16 protein-coding genes are annotated in these 17,439 nt (G+C 72.6%); 10 read left to right on the top strand and 6 right to left on the bottom strand.

Going from position 1 to position 17,439, the window contains the following annotated elements:
- Positions 1 to 36 precede the first annotated feature (36 nt).
- On the bottom strand, positions 37 to 714 hold the full coding sequence (locus tag R2B67_RS14480) for a bifunctional DNA primase/polymerase (RefSeq protein WP_202591462.1): 678 nt from the start codon (positions 712 to 714) through the stop codon (positions 37 to 39).
- Positions 715 to 1,004: 290 nt separating this feature from the next.
- Here R2B67_RS14480 and R2B67_RS14475 point away from each other — a divergent pair, with 290 nt between their 5' ends.
- Both R2B67_RS14475 and R2B67_RS14470 read left to right on the top strand, forming a co-directional pair.
- Positions 1,005 to 2,387, top strand: coding sequence for an NsdA family TPR-like regulatory protein (locus R2B67_RS14475; protein ID WP_317818311.1), 1,383 nt, complete (start codon positions 1,005 to 1,007; stop codon positions 2,385 to 2,387).
- 151 nt (positions 2,388 to 2,538) lie between these two features.
- Positions 2,539 to 4,092, top strand: a complete 1,554-nt coding sequence (locus R2B67_RS14470; RefSeq protein ID WP_317818310.1) for a hypothetical protein — start codon at positions 2,539 to 2,541, stop codon at positions 4,090 to 4,092.
- A gap of 61 nt (positions 4,093 to 4,153) precedes the next feature.
- Here R2B67_RS14470 and R2B67_RS14465 read toward each other — a convergent pair whose 3' ends face one another.
- Positions 4,154 to 5,434 carry an ABC transporter substrate-binding protein gene (locus R2B67_RS14465; RefSeq protein ID WP_317818309.1) on the bottom strand — a complete coding sequence of 427 codons (1,281 nt, stop codon included), beginning with the start codon at positions 5,432 to 5,434 and terminating at the stop codon, positions 4,154 to 4,156.
- 174 nt (positions 5,435 to 5,608) lie between these two features.
- Here R2B67_RS14465 and R2B67_RS14460 point away from each other — a divergent pair, with 174 nt between their 5' ends.
- Positions 5,609 to 6,055 carry an SCO4402 family protein gene (locus R2B67_RS14460; RefSeq protein WP_018510773.1) on the top strand — a complete coding sequence of 149 codons (447 nt, stop codon included), beginning with the start codon at positions 5,609 to 5,611 and terminating at the stop codon, positions 6,053 to 6,055.
- Between the two features lie 62 nt (positions 6,056 to 6,117).
- Complete coding sequence (gene purU, locus R2B67_RS14455) at positions 6,118 to 7,017, top strand: formyltetrahydrofolate deformylase (RefSeq protein ID WP_317818308.1); 900 nt, start codon at positions 6,118 to 6,120, stop codon at positions 7,015 to 7,017.
- An 8-nt stretch (positions 7,018 to 7,025) separates the two neighbouring features.
- Here the strand turns inward: purU and R2B67_RS14450 are convergent, their stop codons facing one another.
- The 3 genes from R2B67_RS14450 to R2B67_RS14440 all read right to left on the bottom strand — a co-directional run bounded on the left by R2B67_RS14450 (position 7,026) and on the right by R2B67_RS14440 (position 9,944).
- A complete protein-coding gene (locus R2B67_RS14450; RefSeq protein ID WP_317818307.1) occupies positions 7,026 to 7,745 on the bottom strand; it encodes a GPR1/FUN34/YaaH family transporter in 720 nt (239 codons plus the stop codon).
- A gap of 70 nt (positions 7,746 to 7,815) precedes the next feature.
- Positions 7,816 to 9,354 (bottom strand): zf-HC2 domain-containing protein, encoded by a 1,539-nt coding sequence (locus tag R2B67_RS14445; RefSeq protein ID WP_317818306.1) that lies wholly within the window; start codon positions 9,352 to 9,354, stop codon positions 7,816 to 7,818.
- Positions 9,351 to 9,944: an RNA polymerase sigma factor gene (locus R2B67_RS14440; protein ID WP_317818305.1), complete on the bottom strand. Its 594-nt coding sequence runs from the start codon at positions 9,942 to 9,944 to the stop codon at positions 9,351 to 9,353. The genes R2B67_RS14445 and R2B67_RS14440 overlap by 4 nt, the downstream gene beginning before the upstream one ends.
- 329 nt (positions 9,945 to 10,273) lie before the next feature.
- Between R2B67_RS14440 and R2B67_RS14435 the strand changes: the two genes are divergently transcribed.
- The gene (locus tag R2B67_RS14435; RefSeq protein ID WP_317818304.1) at positions 10,274 to 10,648 is read left to right on the top strand and encodes an STAS domain-containing protein; all 375 of its coding nucleotides are present in this window, start codon (positions 10,274 to 10,276) and stop codon (positions 10,646 to 10,648) included.
- Positions 10,649 to 10,764: 116 nt separating this feature from the next.
- Positions 10,765 to 11,292, top strand: a complete 528-nt coding sequence (locus tag R2B67_RS14430; RefSeq protein WP_018510767.1) for an EF-hand domain-containing protein — start codon at positions 10,765 to 10,767, stop codon at positions 11,290 to 11,292.
- 50 nt (positions 11,293 to 11,342) lie between these two features.
- Here the strand turns inward: R2B67_RS14430 and R2B67_RS14425 are convergent, their stop codons facing one another.
- A complete protein-coding gene (locus R2B67_RS14425) occupies positions 11,343 to 12,920 on the bottom strand; it encodes a class I adenylate-forming enzyme family protein (RefSeq protein WP_317818303.1) in 1,578 nt (525 codons plus the stop codon).
- A 170-nt stretch (positions 12,921 to 13,090) separates the two neighbouring features.
- Between R2B67_RS14425 and R2B67_RS14420 the strand changes: the two genes are divergently transcribed.
- From R2B67_RS14420 to R2B67_RS14405, 4 genes are all read left to right on the top strand, one after another.
- On the top strand, positions 13,091 to 14,296 hold the full coding sequence (locus R2B67_RS14420; RefSeq protein ID WP_317818302.1) for an amidohydrolase family protein: 1,206 nt from the start codon (positions 13,091 to 13,093) through the stop codon (positions 14,294 to 14,296).
- Positions 14,297 to 14,306: 10 nt separating this feature from the next.
- Positions 14,307 to 15,464 (top strand): acyl-CoA dehydrogenase, encoded by a 1,158-nt coding sequence (locus tag R2B67_RS14415; RefSeq protein WP_317818301.1) that lies wholly within the window; start codon positions 14,307 to 14,309, stop codon positions 15,462 to 15,464.
- Positions 15,465 to 15,470: 6 nt separating this feature from the next.
- Positions 15,471 to 16,475 carry an acyl-CoA dehydrogenase family protein gene (locus tag R2B67_RS14410; protein WP_317818299.1) on the top strand — a complete coding sequence of 335 codons (1,005 nt, stop codon included), beginning with the start codon at positions 15,471 to 15,473 and terminating at the stop codon, positions 16,473 to 16,475.
- A 438-nt stretch (positions 16,476 to 16,913) separates the two neighbouring features.
- On the top strand, positions 16,914 to 17,420 hold the full coding sequence (locus tag R2B67_RS14405; protein ID WP_161263528.1) for an ATP-binding protein: 507 nt from the start codon (positions 16,914 to 16,916) through the stop codon (positions 17,418 to 17,420).
- Positions 17,421 to 17,439 lie beyond the last annotated feature (19 nt).

The raw sequence follows: 17,439 nt of genomic DNA, 5'->3' as shown, positions 1-17,439 counted from the left end.
CACCCTACGAAAGACCCCTCCCGGCCCTGCCCGCCCCTAGGAAGCGCGGGTGCGGGCGTCCGCCGCCTCGCGGGCGCAGGCGTACGCCAGCGGGCTGATCAGCTCGTCCACATCGGGCAGCCACCGGTTGACGTGGGTGGGCTTACGGGCCCACTGCACGGCCCCGCGGCCACCGACCCGGGTGGGCGGCGCGGCGATGTAGTGGCCCTCGCCGCGGCCGGTCAGGTCGATCGCCTCCGCGTTCCAGCCGAGCGCGCGCACCAGTTCGGAGGCCTTGCCCGCACCGCCCGGCAGCACGAAGAAGAGCATCCGGCGGTCCGGGGTGCAGGTGACCGGCCCGAGCGTGAGGTCCATCCGCTCCATCCGGGCCAGCGCCAGGAACCCCGCCGACTCCGGGACCTCCAGCGCGTCGAAGGTGCGGCCGGTCGGCAGGAGCACCGAGGCGCGCGGCTGCTTCGACCACATGCGCCGGGCCGCCGCCCCGCTGCCGGTCGCCTGGCCCGCCCAGTCGGGCCGGTCCGCGTGGGCGCCGGGCAGCGGGCAGGCCGCCGCGCCGCAGGAGCAGCGCTCCCTGCCCTCCACCGCCTCCAGCCAGGTGCCGGGGAACACGTCCCAGTGGCGCTCTTCCGCGTACCGCACCGCGGCGTCGAGCAGGTGCTCGCCCCGCTGCTGAGGGACCTGTGCGGCTTCCGTGACTCCGATGGGCTCTTCCACGCCCAGCTCAACTCCCAGCCTCACTCGGGGTTACGGGCGCGCGCGAGCCGGTCACGGTGCATCGATTCCGCACGCGGGGCGCATCGGTGCACGGACGGGGGCGCGCGTGAAGCCGTGGAGCGGAGGACGGGTAGAGCCCAGCAGGGCCGGGCAACTCGCCATGCCCGTACCGAATGCCGATGGAATATGCGCATTTCTTGTGCGGGTGACGGGCAGTGATCCTTCCATCGATCACCGTGTATCCGTGTATCTGCGTATCCGGGTATTTTCAGACTGTTCCAGGGGGAAATATGGCAGCAAGGCCTCTCGTAGCCCGCCAGCCCAACGAACGGCTCCAGACGCTCATCCAGGAAGCCGCCTGTTCCAACGCGGGCCTCGCGCGCCGCGTCAACATGGTCGGGGCCGAGCGCGGCCTCGATCTGCGGTACGACAAGACGTCCGTGGCCCGCTGGCTGCGCGGACAGCAACCCCGGGGCCGGGCCCCGGGCATCATCGCCGAGGCGATCGGCCGCAAGCTGGGCCGTACGGTCACGATCGACGAGATCGGCATGGCCAACGGCAAGAACCTGGCCTCCGGCGTGGGCCTCCAGTACGCGCCGACCGTCGCCGGGGCGATCGAGCAGGTCTGCGAGCTCTGGCGCAGCGACGTCGGCCGCCGCGATCTGCTCACCGGCTCCGCCGTCGCCGCCTCCGCCCTCGTCGAGCCCAGCCGAGACTGGCTGATCTCCGGCAAGGACCCCCAGGTCGAACGGATCGCCGGGGCCCGCGTCGGGATGGCGGACGTGGCGGCGGTGCAGGCGATGACGACCGCCCTCACCGATCTCGACCACCGCTTCGGCAGCGGCCATGTCCGACCGGTCCTCGTGCACTACCTCAACAGCGTGGTCTCCGGCCTGCTTTCGGGGGCGTACCGCGAACAGGTCGGCCGCGAGCTGTTCGCCGCCGTCGCCCGCCTCACCGAACTCGGCGGCTACATGGCGGTCGACACCGGTCAGCCCGGCCTCGCCCAGCGCTACTACATCCAGGCGCTGCGCCTCGCCCAGGCCGCCGGGGACCGCGCGTACGGCGGCTATGTGCTCGCCGCGTCGATGAGCCACCTCGCCGCCCAGCTCGGCAACCCGCGCGAGATCGCCCAACTCGCCCGCGCCGCACAGGAAGGGGCCCGGGGCCGGGTCACCCCCCGCGCCCAGGCGATGTTCTACGCGGCGGAGTCCCGGGGCCACGCGCTGCTCGGGGACGCCCGGACCTGCCAGGTCGTCATGGGGCGGGCGGTCGCCGCGCTGGAGCAGGCGGATCCGGAGAGCGGCGACGACCCGGACTGGATCGCCCACTTCGACCACGGGTACCTCGCGGACGAGCTGGCCCACTGCCACCGGGACCTGAACCAGGCGCCGGAGGCCGCCAAGCGGGCCAAGGAGGCGCTGGCCGCCCTGCCGGAGACCCGGGCCAGGCGCCGGGGCATCGGGCTCGTCCTGCTCGCCTCGGCCCAGGTGCAGCAGCGCGAGGTGGAGCGCGCCTGCCACACGGGGACGCGGGCGATGGAGCTGCTCGGGACGGTGCGCTCCAGCCGGGGCGCCGAATATCTCGACGATCTCCAGCAGCGGTTGGCGCCGTACGGGCAGGAGCCCGCGGTCCGGGAGTTCGGCGAGCGGCTGGAGCTCCAGGCGGCGTGAGGGCCGGCGCGGCCGTTAACAGCGTTGCGCGGGCGCTGGGTGTTACCCGGCCTGTGAAGGGGTGGTGAGGGGGACCACGCGCTTGGCGGAGGCGGACGACCACCCGATAGCGTGAGCCGACGATTCCGTTGGTTCACACGTAGGAGTCCCGGTGACGCAGAGCGGACAGGGCGGACAGGGCGGCGAGCAACAGCTCCCCGCCGGACGGCCCGCGCACGAAGGTGTCGTGCTGCCCGCCGACGGCGGTGCCCCCTGGATCCCGGGGGCACCCACGGGCGGCCAGGCCGACCAGGGCGGACAGCCGGCCGGCCAGGCGGTCCCCGCGGGCGGGCAGCCGTGGGGCCAGCCCTGGGGGCCGCAGTCCGACGCCCCGGCGCAGCCGGGCGCCCAGGCGCCGGGAGCGTACGGGTACCCGCAGCAGCAGGCACAGCCGTTGCCGCCCGCGCAGGGCCAGGGGCAGGGCCAGCAGCCGTACGGCCAGAGCCAGGGGCAGGCGCCGGGATACGACCTCTCGTACGGTCAGGGCGGGGCGGGGGCGTACCAGCAGTCTCAGCAGCCGCAACAGCCCCAGCACTCCGACCCGTACCAGCAGCAGCACCAGCAGTACCCGTCGCAGCAGTACCAGCCCCAGCAGTCCCACCAGCCCCAGCCGTACGCGCAGCCGTTGCCGCCGGAAGCCGGTCACGGGGCCGGTCAGGGCGTCCCCGGCGGTGACGCCGACGCCACGCAGTACATCGCTCCCGTCCCCAGCGGCGGCGGCGACGCGGACGCCACGCAGTACATACCGCCGGTGCCCGGCGGAGCCCCGTACGGGATCAGGCCGGGCGCGCCCGGTGCGCCGGACGACCGGCAGCCGCCGGCGGAGTTCGACAACCTGTTCCGTGCGGAGGGGCCCGCGGGCGCCACCCAGCAGATGCCGCACCAGCAGTACAACCAGCAACACCAGCAACACCAGCAGCAGCCGCCCCAGGCCCCGTCCCAGCCGCAGCCCCAGCACGGCTACGGGTACCCCGGCCCGGGCAGCCAGTCGCCGCCCCCGTACGACGACGGCGGCGGCGAGGCCCCCCGCAAGCGCTCCGCCCACATCCCCCTCATCGCCGCGGTCGTCGTCGGCTGCGCGGTCATCGGGCTCGGCGCGGGCGCCCTGCTCAGCGGCGGCGACGACCAGGCCAAGGACGACAAGCAGCCCGTGGCCTCGCAGAGTTCACCGGCCACCACCGCTCCCACCACGGAGGCGGCGGCCGACCCCGCGAAGCCGCAGGCCGAGGCGCTGGACAAGCTGCTCGCCGACAGCAACAACAGCCGTGCGGCGGTGATCAGCGCGGTCGAGAAGATCAGGGCCTGCAAGGACCTGGACCAGGCGAACACCGACCTCAAGGGCGCCGCCCAGCAGCGCCGCGACCTGGTGACCCGGCTGGAGGGGCTCACTCTGGACCAGCTGCCGCAGCACGAGGCGCTGAACTCCTCGCTCACCAGGGCGTGGAAGGCCTCCGCCGCGGCCGACGAGCACTACGCCACCTGGGCCCGGCAGGCGAAGAAGAGCAAGAGCGTCTGCAAGGGCGGCCAGGCCCGGTCGACCAACGAGACGGCCCGGGGCAACAAGCAGAGCGGCGACGCGACCAAGGCCAAGCAGGAGGCCTCCCGGCTGTGGAACGCCATCGCCGGGAAGTACGGCCTGACCAAGCACACCCCGGTCGAGCTCTGACCGGACCAGACTGGACCGGACTGGTACCGGGCCGTAGGAGGCTCCGGACGGGCGGTTGTGGTCAGCCGACCGCCCGCCGGGCATCCGACAGGGCCTCCGTGACATCCACGAAGCCCTGCTTCTGGGCGGTGAGCCGCCCCTCGCGGACCACCTGGAACGTCACGTCCGCGTTGACGATGCGCGGGTAGGGCGAGGTGCCGAGCAGGTCCTTGAAGCGCCAGCGGAGCACCGGGGTCAGGCCGCCCGTGTCGACCTCGGTGCCCCGGTTGAGGGTGGAGGTGACCTTGTTGGCGGTGACGGTGTCGTCGTCGATCGCCTCGACGACCGCCTTCAGCACGGTGTAGGCGATCCAGGTGGTCTGCACGCCCGTGTCGTCCGGGTCGATGCTGTTGTCCCCGAAGGCGTGCTCCCGGATCACCTCGCGCATCCCGTTCCAGCGGGCGTCGCCCGCGTCCGGGTACCAGCCGGTGACGTAGGCCCCCTCGAACGGGCTCGTGCGGCCGCCCGTGCGGTCGATGAGCGGCTGGCTGACGCTGCCGAGCACGGAGGAGATCCTGACCCGCTCACCTTCCGGCTCCAGCCGCCGGAAGGAGTCGAAGAAGGTCTCCGTACGGGCTCCGAGCACGGCCGCGACACAGTCGCCGCCCGCCCGCCGCTTCAGGGCCCGGCCCGCCTGCTCGTCGTAGGAGGTGGCGTTCTCCGGGGCCAGGATGTCGGTGGACTCGGGCCGCTGGGCGGCCAGCAGCCCGGTGTTGAGGAGCTGCGGCATCCGGGCGCCGCCGAGCGAGTCGGGCCGCACCAGCGACACCCGCTCGCAGCCGCCCGCCAGCTGCCGGCCGTGGCCCGCCAGGAGCGCCGACTGGCCGCCGTTGACCGGGTACGAGAGGTAGCTGCGGAACTCCTCGTCGGAGGCGCCGTAACCGCCGATGTACGGGATGCCGCCGGACTCCAGCACCGGGATGGCGCTCTGCCCGTGCCGGCTGTACGAGCCGACGACGGCGGCCACCTCCCGGTCGACGGCCTGCCGGGCGCACCGCTCGGCGCCCGCCGCGGTGTCGCGCTCGTCGCAGGTGATCACCCGCAGCTCGCGCCCGTCGATGCCGCCCTGCTCGTTGATCCAGCGGGCGTACGTCTTCGCCATCGCGGGGACGCCCGGCATGGTCACCGCGTCGGCGTCGTCCACCTGGTCGGGCGCCCAGGTCATCACGGTGACGGGCTCCCCGGAGCCCCCCGAGCCCCCGGGGAGCACGCCACAGCCGGACAGCAGCAGCGCACCGGCCACCGCCGTGCCGATGACGAACTGGAAGGGGCGGGGGTAGGCGGTGCGTCTCCGTCCGGTCATGTTCAGCAACGCTCCCGCCCCCGGGGTAACGCCATGGTGTGCCGTGTTCAACGCTCGGTGACGTCCAGGTGAATTACGGGGGCCCGCGCGGGCCCGGCGGAGAGGAACGTACGATCGAGCACCGTGCAGCAAGGTTCGGAGAACTCTTCCCGTCGCGGCCGTCGCTCCTCCACCATGGGCGTCATGCCGCTCACTGACATGCCGTGGTGGCGCTGGCGCACCAACGTGCGCTCGGCGCTGCACATGCTCTCCGACCCCGTCTTCCACCACGAGTGCTGGCTCGCCGGCCGGGAGGGGTACGGGGACGTCACCGACGCCGTGTACCGCCTGGTCGAGGACACCTGGCTCGACAACTGGTCCGCCGAGAAGTACGTCGGCACCATATTCAGGGACTCCGCCGAGGCGGCCGCCGTCGACACCGCCGCGCTGCGGGTGCTGCGGATCATGCACCAGGTCGGCGCGGACGCCCCCGTCTCCGCCTATCTGGAGCACCACGGCTGGCCGGAGGCGGTCCGCGCGGCGCGCGAGGCACATGTGATGCTCGCCACCAACGACGCCGAGGACCCGGACATCCCGCCGCGCTCGCTGGACGTCATCCGCATCATGACCAGAGCCGCGTGAGCGCCGGGGCCGCATGGTGAGCACGAGCCCCTGACCTCGGGCGGCTGTGGCACCCTACGAGGATGACCGCACCGCAGCCCACCGCCCCCCAGGCCGTCTCGGACACCGCGCTGCCCGAGCAGTACGTCCTCACGCTCTCCTGCCCCGACAAACAGGGCATCGTGCACGCCGTCTCCAGCTATCTCTTCATGACCGGCTGCAACATCGAGGACAGCCAGCAGTTCGGGGACCACGACACGGGTCTGTTCTTCATGCGGGTGCACTTCTCGGCGGACTCCACCGTGACGGTCGACAAGCTGCGCGCCAGCTTCGCCGCCATCGGGGAGGCCTTCCGGATGGAGTGGCAGATCCACCGGGCCGCGGAGCGGATGCGGATCGTGCTGATGGTCAGCAAGTTCGGCCACTGCCTCAACGACCTGCTGTTCCGTTCCCGTACGGGGGCGCTGCCCGTCGAGATCGCGGCGGTCGTCTCCAACCACACGGAGTTCGCCGAGCTCACCGCCTCGTACGGCATCCCCTTCCGGCACCTCCCGGTGACGAAGGACAACAAGCCGGAGGCCGAGGCGCAGCTGCTGGAGCTGGTCCGCGAGGAGGACGTGGAGCTGGTCGTCCTCGCCCGCTACATGCAGGTGCTCTCCGACGACCTGTGCAAGCAGCTGAGCGGCCGGATCATCAACATCCACCACTCGTTCCTGCCGAGCTTCAAGGGCGCCAAGCCGTACCACCAGGCGCACGCCCGGGGCGTGAAGCTGATCGGCGCCACCGCGCACTACGTCACCGCCGACCTCGACGAGGGCCCGATCATCGAGCAGGAGGTGGAGCGCGTCGGCCACGACGTGACCCCCGACCAGCTCGTCGCGATCGGCCGGGACGTGGAGTGCCAGGCGCTGGCGCGCGCGGTGAAGTGGCACGCGGAGCGGCGCATCCTGCTCAACGGCCGCCGCACGGTGATCTTCAACTAGTCCCTGGCTCAGAGCTGGTGGCGGACGCCCGCCTCCTGCTGGGCCTCGGTGAGCTGTTCGCGCAGGTCGCCCTCGATGGACTCGCGGGCCTTGCCGCGGCGGAAGAGCGGCAGCACGGTGCGCTGTTTGCCGTCCTCGACCAGGAGGGCCAGGCCGCCGTAGAGCGCGAAGACGCCGATGCCGAGACCGGCCCAGCCCGCGGCGACCTGGAGGGTGTTCCCGAGCCCCGCCTCGTAGAGGCCCGTCAGGGCGAAGCGCACCGCGGTGAGGGTGAGCAGGACGGCGAACAGGGGCTTCGACTGCGCCGCCGCCCCGGCGAGCGCCAGCACGAACGGGACGAGCGCCAGCAGGAAGACGGCCTGGGCCACCACCGGCTTGCCGGGCGCGGAGTCCAGGGAGGTCACGCTCGTCCCGGCCCAGGCGGCACCGAGCAGGAGCAGCGCCGTACCGGCGCCCGCGTCCCGGGCGAGGAAGGCGAAGAGCCCGCCGATGAGCTGGAGCGGGACGACGAAGATGAGGACGAGGAGCAGCAGGATGCTGCTCTGCGCGGCCGGCACCCAGCCGAGCTGGAGGGAGGACAGGACCGCACTGCCCATGCCGAGGGCGAAGAAGCCCAGCGGCAGCGGGCTGGCGATCGGGCGCAGCACGATGCGCGTCACCGCGTCGGTGGTCAGCGGTTCTGTCGTCAGCGGTTCTGAGGGGCCCTGGGGGCCGGAATTCTGAGGCATCGCGCAAGCGTACGAGCCCGGAGCCGGTGCGGGGCCGCGGACACAGTCGCCCCGGTCGGCCGCGCGTGGCCTACAGCCTGCTGAGCGAGGCCGACGCGAACAGGACGTCGCGGATGGCCTCGCGGTCGCCCTCCTGGCCCGCCGCCGCTTCGACCGGCGAGATGTGGCCCGCGACCAGCTGGCAGAACTCCACCCCGTCCAGGGCCACCTGCGCCACCGCGCGGTCGGGTGAGCCGACGGCGGCCGGTGAGTCCAGCGCGATGTACCAGTCACCGCCGCCGTGCCCCTCGACCTCCAGATGGACCGAGCGGCCCGGCGCCCCGGGCGCCACCAGCTCCCTGGCCGGTCCGGCGAGCCCGGCGCCGCGCCGCCCCGCGAGGGCGGCCGGGAGCATCCGGGCGGCCAGGTCGATCATCCGGTGCAGATGGGCGGCGGACGGCGGCTTGTACGGGTAGTCCACCGCCTCCGCGATGTCCGTGCCGTGCACCCAGCACTCGAAGGCCCGGTCCAGCAGCGCGTCCTGGAGCGGCAGGGCGAACTCCCCGTACGAGACGGAGCGCTCGGCCACGTTCCGCCCGGCCAGCGACGCCGTACGGATCAGCTCGTGGGTGAGGGCCCGCCAGGGCTCACGGACGGCCCGGGTGGCGGGCGGGTAGGTGGCCGCCCAGTACGTCTCGGTGCGCCGGGTCGGTGAGAGCGGCACCTCGGCGCCGGCGTTCACCTCGGCCGTACCGAGGGCCCCGGTTCCGCCGACGGCCCCGGTCCCGGCGAGCGGGTCGTCCAGGCCCAGCGCGGCGGAGAGCAGCCCGTCGACGGCCATCAGGTGGCCGATCACCCCGGCGACCGTGGTCCGGCGGGTGACCGCGCGCTCGTCCTCGAACCACTGGAGCCGCACCGGCGCGTGCCAGTCGGAGTCCCCGATGTCGCGGAGCAGTGCGTCGAGCCGGGCGGTCTCGGCGTCGTACGCGGTGGCCCACTCCGGAATCGGGACGCGGGCCGGGCGGCGCCCCAGGCAGCCGTCCAGCACCCGGGTCCGCAGGGCCGGATCCAGGTCCAGCGACCCGTCGGTGTGCAGCAGCCCCACCGCGTCCCGCAGCCGCAGCGCCTCGTCCGCACAGGGCGCGCACACGGTGAGGTGGTCCTCGACGGCGGCGGTCTCCTCGGCCGAGCAGGCGGAGAGCGCCCAGGCGCCGAGAAGGGCCTTGAGGACCCGGTGGGAGAGGACCGGGGCGGAAGCGGAGGCGGTGGCGTCGGCGGTCACGGCGTGGGGCGGCTCGGCGGCCGGCCCGGCCTCGTCCGGCTCCTCGGGCCGGTCCCGTTCCTCGGGCTCCTCCCGTTCCTCCGGCTCGTACGGTTCATCCGGCTCAGGTACGCCCTCGTCGGCCTCGGCCTCGTCCGCCGCGCCCACCTCGGGCGCAGCGGCACCCTCCTCCGGAACTCCCTGCTCCGGCACCGACTTGTCCGGCGCGGAGCCTCCCGGCGGCGGCAGCACCGGCCGCTCCACCGTCTCCAGGTCGAGGTCGTCCACCGCGCCGCGCGGGCCCGGTATGCGGCGCGCTCCCCGCACCTCGTCGTCGCGCCGGCCGCCCTCGCGCCCGTCGCCGCTCACCGGACGCGTCCGTAACCGGGTGGTGAGGACCCTTCGAGCGGCCGGGTGTTGGCCGTGGACAGCAGTTGGAGCCCCAGCCGGAGCCGGCGGCGGGCCTCGTCCTCGGTGACCCCGAGGTCGGCCGCGGTCTGCCGGTAGTCCCGGCGCTGGGTGTACGCCAGCTCCAGCGCCTTCCGCAGGGAGGCGGGCATCGAGGAGACGATGTAGTCGGCCCGGGCCGCCGAGGTGGCGCTGCGCACCCGCCGCTCCAGCTCCTCCGGGTCCGGCACGGCACCCTCGCCGTGCTCCTCCGCGTAGGCGACGGCGGCCGCCCGCCGCAGCCGCTGCACGGACTGGCGGTGGGTGAGCCGGGCCACCCAGGAGCGCATCGAGCCCTGCTTCGGGTCGTACGCCTCGGGGTCCTCCCAGACCTGGGCGAAGACCTCGCGGGTCACCAGGCCGGCGGCGTCCTCGTCGTCGAGCATCCGGTGCGCCTGGCTGTGGACGAGCGCGGCGAACCGGTCGTACAGCTCGCCGAGCGCCGCCGCCTCACCGCGGGCCAGCCTCTGCTGCATCCTGCGGTCCCAGCGGGGCGGTGCGTCCTTCGCCATGAAACCCCCAGCCCCCGGCCCTGTGCCCAGCTCCGTGTTCCGGCCTCTGCCCTCGATGTCCGAATGTAGTCGCCCGCGCGGGCTCCGCACCTGCCTTTGCCGCAACTGTCCGATGTAAGGAAGCCCTCGACCGTACCGATCTCTTTCGGCCGTTCTCGACGCCCCGGCTTCCCTGAGCAGGGGAAACCGGCCGAAGTGATCATTTCCACCGGAAACCCCCTGGGCCCCGGGGGTGGGAGCGGTGTTTCATGGACGGGCGGTTGGGCAGCCGCGAGGAGGAACGGAAACTTCCGGATTGCCGGGAGCCCCGGAACGAGAGGTCCAGTCGCGTGACGCTGAAGGTGGACGAGACCGAGCAGGGCGACTGGACCGTGCTGCGGATACGCGGTGAACTCGATCTCGTGAGCTCACCCGTCGTGCGTCAGTCCGTCCACGAAGCGGTGGCGGACGGGCAGCACGATGTGGTGCTCGACCTGTCCGAGGTGTTCTTCTGCGATTCCAGCGGGGTGGGTGTGCTGATCGCCTCGCGCCGCCTGATGAAGTCCTGCGGCGGCCGGCTGCGGCTTATCCTCCCGGCCCGGGGCGCCGAGGACGGCTCCCACGTCAACAAGGTGCTGGGGGCACTGGGGGTGCGCCGACTCTTCGACGTCTACCCGGACACGGTGTCGGCGGTCGACGAGGCGTGCGAACCGCTGATGGCCTGACCACTTCGTCAAGCGGTGGGTGACCGGCCGAAAGCGTTCGGTACTGAAGCGAGGTTGTCACACAGGAGGCGTCGCTCAGTGACACGTGAAGGCTCCGGGCGACGTACGCTCCCCGCATGGACAGCGCAGAGTACGAGCGAAAGATCGCGCACCGCTTCGCCGCCTTCGACCAGGACGGCAACGGCACCATCGATCGCGCCGATTTCAACGCCGCAGCCGCCCGCCTGCTCACCGAGTTCGGTACGACGGCCCGCTGCGACAAGGGCCAGGCCCTCTACACCGGGGCCGAGGCCTTCTGGCAGGGCATGGCGGGCATCGCCGACGTCGACGGGGACCAGCGCGTCACCCGCGAGGAGTTCGTCGGCGGGGCGGTGAAGCGGCTGCGGGACAATCCCGAGCGGTTCGCGGAGATCGCCCGCCCCTTCCTGCGGGCGGCGATCGCGGTGGCCGACAGCGAGAACAACGGCGGCCGGGCCTCGGTGGCCTCGGTGGAGCGGGCGCTGAAGGTGCTCGGGGCCAGCCCGGAGATCGCGGGCATCGCGGCCCAGAGCCTGGACACCGACCGGGACGGGCTGATCGCCGAGAGCGATGTCGTGTCCGCGCTCGCCGTGTACTTCACGGTGATCGAGCCCGACGCCACGTAACCGCCCGACGCCGTACGGGGGTGGCGCGCCGCCCCCGTAGCCCGCCCCCTTCAGGCACCCCCGCCGAACCGCTCCCGCAGCCGGTATTTGAGCACCTTGCGCAGCGTCTCGTTGCGGGGGAGGGCGTCCAACACCTCCAGTTGCTCCGGCACCTTGTGGACGGAGAGCCCGGCGCCCCGCAGATGGGCGGCCAGTTCGGGCAGGGTCGGTGCCGGGACGCCCGGCACCCGCTCCACCACCGCGCAGACGCGTTCGCCGCGCTCGACGTCCGGGAGCCCGATGACCGCCGTGTCGGCGACGGCGGGGTGGGTGTGGAGCAGGTCCTCGATCTCCTTGGCGGAGATGTTCTCGCCCTTGCGGATGATGATGTCCTTCAGCCGCCCGGTGAGCGTGAGGTGCCCGCTCTCCTGGACCCGGCCGAGATCCCCGGTGATCAGGAACCCGTCCCCGTCGAAGGCCGCTGCCGTGGCGGAGGCGTCCAGATACCCCCGGCAGACCGCCTCCCCGCGCAGCCGTACCTCGCCCTCCACGCCGCACGGGAGCGGCTTGCCCTGCTCGTCGGTGATCCGGATCTCCATGCCCGCGGGAGGCCGGCCCTCCGTCGTGGCGAGGTTCTCCGTCGTGTCGTCCGGCGCCCCCATCGTGATCATCGGGACCTCGGTCATCCCGTACCCGTGGGTGAGCTGGACCCCCATCTCCCGCACCACGGCGTGGTACACCTCCGGCGGCTTCGGCGCCCCTCCGCCCGCCAGCAGCCGGAGCGAGGGGATGAGCGGGGTGCCCGGGGCCTTGCGCTGCTCGGCCAGGAACATCGCGTAGAACGCCGTCGACCCGCCCGCCACGGTCACCCCGTGCCTGCGGTACTCGTCCAGGGCCTCCGGCAGCGCGAACTGCTCGAACATCACCGCCGGGAACCCGTACAGCAGCAGCATGACCGTGTAGTCGGGCCCGGCGACATGCGCGTACGGGAACGCCATCGACCCCACATCGTCCGCGGTCAGCTTCAGCGCGTGCGCGAGGCAGGAGCCGCCGGCGATCAGGGAGCGGTCGGTGTGCAGGACGCCCTTGGGGTCGGAGGTGGTGCCGGAGGTCCAGTAGATCCAGCGGACCTCTTCTCCTGAAAGAGGTGCAGGCGGCAGCACGGCCGGATCGCCGTCCGGGAGGCCGTGGTCCTCGTACGCCTCGAAGACCTGCGGCGGGTCCGGGAGTTCGGCCGCGATCCGCTCGGCCATCGCGGTGTGGTCGAAGCCGCGCCACACCCCCGGCACGGCGAAGAACGCGGCCCCCGACTCCCGTAGCGCGAACCGCACTTCACGGTCCCGGTAGAACGGGATGACCGGCGTCTGTACGGCCCCGAGCCGGGCCAGGGCGAAGGAGAGCAGGGCCGTCTCCAGCCGGGTCGGCAGCTGCCAGGCAACGACGGTCCCCGCCCGCACGCCCATCCCGTACAGCCCGGCGGCCACCCGCTCCGCCCGGTCCCGCAGCTCCCCGAAGGTCAGGGACCGGTCGCCCTGGAGCAGGACCGGGCGGTCGGGGGTGAGGGCGGCGCGGGCTTCGATCAGCTCCCAGAAGGTGCGGGAGGCGCCCAGCGCGTGGGCGGTCGAGGTCACGTCGTTCACGGCGGTCACAGGGGTCCCTCCGAACTGACGGCCAGTCAGATAGTGACGAGAGCGTAGGGCTCCGCGCCTTGTCGGTCCAGGGGTGCGGGGCTAGCCTGATGGCCGCAAGCACATCTGACGGACCATCAGAAAAGCGCCCGGAGATCGTCGGGGTGCGCGCCGGAGGGGACGGACCCACCATGACGGACACGGAACTGCCTCGGATCGTCAGCGTCGACGACCATGTGATCGAGCCCGCGCACCTCTTCTCCACCTGGCTGCCCGCGAAGTACCGCGAGCGCGGTCCGCAGCCGCTGACGGCGGGCATCGGGGAGCTGGCGTACACGGGCGGGAAGTACGTCATCACGATGGACCCGGACGGGCCGCCGACGGACTGGTGGATCTACGAGGACCTGAAGTTCCCGTACAAGCGGAACATCGCCGCCGTCGGCTTCGACCGTGACGACATGACCCTGGAGGGCATCACGCGGGCCGAGATGCGCCCCGGCTGCTGGGACCCGGCCGAGCGCCTCAAGGACATGGACCTCAACCACGTCGAGGCCTCGCTCTGCTTCCCGACCTTCCCGCGTTTCTGCGGCCAGACCTTCGCCGAGGCACACGACAAGGAGGTGGCCCTCGCCTGCGTGCGCGCCTACAACGACTGGATGGTGGAGGAGTGGTGCGGTGACAGCGGCGGACGCCTCATCCCGCTCTGCATCATCCCGCTCTGGGACATCGACCTGGCCGTCGCGGAGATCAAGCGGAACGCGGCGCGGGGCGTCCGGGCGGTCACCTTCTCCGAGATTCCGACCTACCTGGGACTGCCGTCCATCCACACCGGCTACTGGGACCCGTTCTTCGCCGTCTGCCAGGAGACCGGCACCGTCGTCAACATGCACATCGGCTCCAGCTCCCAGATGCCCGCCGCGTCTCCCGATGCCCCGCCCGCCGTGCAGGCCTCGCTCTCCTTCAACAACGCGATGGCCTCGATGATGGACTTCCTCTTCAGCGGGGTGCTGGTGAAGTTCCCGACGCTCAAACTGGCGTACAGCGAGGGCCAGATGGGGTGGATCCCGTACGCCCTGGAGCGCGCCGACGACGTGTGGGAGGAGCACCGGGCGTGGGGCGGGGTGCGCGATCTGATCCCCGAGCCGCCGTCCACGTACTACTACCGGCAGATGTTCTGCTGCTTCTTCCGCGACAAGCACGGCATCTCCGCGCTCGACGTCGTCGGCCGCGACAACGCCACCTTCGAGACCGACTACCCGCATGTGGACTCGACCTTCCCGCACACCAAGGAGGTCGCGCTCGACCACGTCAAGGGCCTGGACGACGAGACGGTGTACAAGCTGATGCGCGGCAACGCGATCCGGATGCTCGGCCTGGACCTGGACCTGGACCGGTAGGGGCCCGGCGGTGGATCTCGCGTACACGGAGGCCGAGGAGGAGTTCCGGGGCCGGCTGAGGGAGTGGCTGGCCGGTGTCCTCCCCGGGCTGCCGCCGAAGCCCTCGCCGGACGACTGGCCCGCGCGCCGGGCGTACGACACGGCGTGGCAGCGGATGCTGTACGACGCCGGGTACGCGGGCCTGCACTGGCCCGAGGACGCGGGCGGGCAGGGCGCCACCCCGACGCAACACCTGATCTTCCTGGAGGAGACGGAGAAGGCCGGAGCCCCCTACGTCGGGGCGAACTTCGTCGGGCTGCTGCACGCCGGGCCGACGATCGCCGCCGAGGGGACGGCCGAGCAGCGGGCCCGCTGGCTGCCCCCGGTGCTGCGCGGCGACGAGATCTGGTGCCAGGGGTTCAGCGAGCCGGACGCGGGCTCGGACCTGGCGGCGCTGCGGACGCGGGCGGTGCGCGACGGGGACGACTACGTGGTGAGCGGCCAGAAGATCTGGACCTCGCACGCGGAGGTGGCCGACTGGTGCGAGCTGCTGGTGCGGACGGACCCGGGGGCGCCGAAGCACCGGGGGATCAGCTGGCTGGCGATGCCCATGGACGCGCCCGGGATCACGGTCCGGCCGCTGCGGACGCTGGCCGGGTCGACGGAGTTCGCGGAGGTGTTCCTGGACGAGGTCCGGGTGCCGGTACGGAACCGGGTCGGCGCCGAGAACGACGGCTGGCGGGTCACCATGGTCACCCTCTCCTTCGAGCGCGGTACGGCCTTCGTCGGCGAGGTCGTCGCCTGCCGCCGCACCCTGGACGCCCTGGCCGCCGAGGCCCGCCGCAACGGGCGATGGGACGACCCGGTGCTGCGTCGTCGCCTGGGCCGCCTGAACGCCGAATTCCGGGCGCTGTGGCGGCTGACGCAGGCGAACGTGAGCGAGTCCGAGCGGACGGGCGGGGTGCCCGGCATCGGCGGCTCGGTCTTCAAACTGCGCTACTCCGGGGTCCGGCAGGAGCTGTACGAGGCGGCGGCGGAGGTCCTGGGCGGCGTCGACGCCTTCGATCTGGACCGGGAATGGGCCCTGGACCGGCTCTCCTCCCTCTCGTACACGATCGCCGCCGGCACCTCGCAGATCCAGCGCAACATCGTCGCCGAGCGCATCCTCGGCCTCCCGAAGGGGCGCTGACCCGCCATGGACTTCCAGCTCTCGGACGACCAGCGGGCCCTGCGGTCCGGGATGCGCGACCTGCTCGGCGCGGTGTTCGACCGGGACCGGATGCGGGCGGCGGTGGAGCGGGGCGGCGGGGTGGACCGGGATCGCGGGGTGGACCGGGGGCTGTGGCGGGAGCTGGGCGCCGCCGGGTTCTTCGCGCTGCGGCTGCCGGAGGAGGCGGGCGGGGTGGGGCTCGGGCTGCCGGAGGCGGTCCTGCTCTTCGAGGAGGCGGGCCGGGCCCTGCTGCCCGGGCCCCTGGTGGCGACGCATCTGGCGGCGGGGCTGGTGAAGGGGGCCGCGGAGGGGGAGGCGGTGGTGACGGTCGCGGAGGGGGGCGGCCGGCCGGTGGCGGACCTGGGGGGTGCGGACGCGGTGCTGGTGGGGGGAGGCGCGGGGCAGGGGCCGGAGGTGCTTACGGGGGAGGAGCTGGAGGCATTCGTTGCGGGCGCCGTTCCCGTACGGTCGATGGATCCCCTGACCCGGCTGCACCGCACCACGGGGCTTGCGGGGGCCTCGGAGGCGTACCCCGGCGCACTCCGCCGCGAAGGGGCGCTTCTCAGCGCTGCCGAACAGCTCGGGAGCGCCGCGCGCACCACCGAAATGGCCGTTCAACACGCCCGTTCGCGCGAACAGTTCGGTTCGCTCATCGGTTCGTTCCAGGCGGTCAAACACCTCTGCGCCGACATGCTCGCCCGCACCGAACCGGCCCGTAGCGCCGTGTACGCGGCCGCGGTGACCGGCGACCCGGTGGAGATCGCGGCGGCCAAGCTGCTGGCCGATGAGGCGGCCGTCCGCAACGCGCGGGACTGCCTCCAGATCCACGGCGGTATGGGCTTCACCTGGGAGGCAGATGTTCACCTCCACCTGAAACGGGCCTGGCTCCGGGCGGCCCGGTGGCTCACGGCGGCCGAGGCGGAGGAGGTCCTGGCCGCTGATCTGGACCCCGTACGGCCGCTGTACAGCGGTTCAGCGGCACTCGGTTGACGTGCCGGGCGAAGCAGGGGGTGGAGCGTGACTCAGTGCAGCCGGTCGGCGTCGATACCGGGTTGTGTCCTTTGCGTGATTCGTCACCGGGTGGAGTCGGCGCCGGGCTCGGGTACGCTCCGTGGGATGCGAGTGGTTCTGGAACCGGGCGACCCGGGGGCGGCCTGTGCGGCGGCTCCGGTCCGGGGCGAGGGCTCTTGCCGGAGATGTGCCGGGCCTGCCCGAAGAGCGTTTCTCGCGGTCTCTGCGCGCTCCTGTTCGACTCCCCGCAGCGTGCGTCGCACAGTATGCACCACGCGTACTCCTTCGCGCTGGAATATGCCCGAAGCGCTTGTTGCGGTGACTGTACGTCAACCATGCTGTCGCGTAAGGGAATCACGTTCCGTGACCCTGAGGAGGCGCGAGGCGATGTGTCCGCCGGTTCGGATGGTGTGAGCGGTGCAGGTGCTTCAGGTTCAGCTGGAGGTCGGTCCGGATCCCGCAGAGGTGGGGCGGGCCCGTAGATGGGCGCGGTCGCGTCTGGTCGGTTCCGGGATAGGGGATGACGAGCCGCTCGCGGAGACGCTCATCCTGCTGATCTCGGAGCTGGTCACCAACGCGGTCGTCCACACGGGCTGCCCGGCTGTGCTGCGGATGCTGTTCGGCGGGGGCGGCGGCGGGTCCGGGACCGTGCGGGTGGAGGTCGCCGACGCCAGCGACCGCCCGCCGCTCCAGCGCCATGCGGAGGGCGAGGACACCAACGGCCGGGGCCTGGAGCTGGTGGACGGCCTCGCGGACCGCTGGGGCTGGCAGCCGGAGGGCGCCGGGAAGCAGATCTGGTGCGAGGTGGACCGGGGCGCTCCGGCCGCGGTGGTCCAGGACGCCCCGCCGAGGGTCGTCGTGCAGGGCGGCGAGGTGTGCGAACCGCCCTCCTGCGTCTTCACGAACGCGCCCGGCCTGGCCTGAGCGTCCGTACTCACCGGGG

The organism is Streptomyces cyaneofuscatus (assembly GCF_033109485.1).
Taxonomy (GTDB): Bacteria; Actinomycetota; Actinomycetes; order Streptomycetales; family Streptomycetaceae; genus Streptomyces; species Streptomyces cyaneofuscatus.
This window is presented reverse-complemented; position numbering and strand designations above follow the sequence as displayed.

Excerpts from the sequence above, each read along its gene's own strand:
- R2B67_RS14475 (WP_317818311.1), top strand. The coding sequence starts at position 1,005 with ATGGCAGCAAGGCCTCTCGTAGCCCGCCAGCCCAACGAACGGCTCCAG.
- R2B67_RS14465 (WP_317818309.1), bottom strand. The coding sequence starts at position 5,434 with ATGACCGGACGGAGACGCACCGCCTACCCCCGCCCCTTCCAGTTCGTC.
- R2B67_RS14460 (WP_018510773.1), top strand. The coding sequence starts at position 5,609 with ATGGGCGTCATGCCGCTCACTGACATGCCGTGGTGGCGCTGGCGCACC.
- purU (WP_317818308.1), top strand. The coding sequence starts at position 6,118 with ATGACCGCACCGCAGCCCACCGCCCCCCAGGCCGTCTCGGACACCGCG.
- R2B67_RS14450 (WP_317818307.1), bottom strand. The coding sequence starts at position 7,745 with ATGCCTCAGAATTCCGGCCCCCAGGGCCCCTCAGAACCGCTGACGACA.
- R2B67_RS14440 (WP_317818305.1), bottom strand. The coding sequence starts at position 9,944 with ATGGCGAAGGACGCACCGCCCCGCTGGGACCGCAGGATGCAGCAGAGG.
- R2B67_RS14430 (WP_018510767.1), top strand. The coding sequence starts at position 10,765 with ATGGACAGCGCAGAGTACGAGCGAAAGATCGCGCACCGCTTCGCCGCC.
- R2B67_RS14420 (WP_317818302.1), top strand. The coding sequence starts at position 13,091 with ATGACGGACACGGAACTGCCTCGGATCGTCAGCGTCGACGACCATGTG.
- R2B67_RS14410 (WP_317818299.1), top strand. The coding sequence starts at position 15,471 with ATGGACTTCCAGCTCTCGGACGACCAGCGGGCCCTGCGGTCCGGGATG.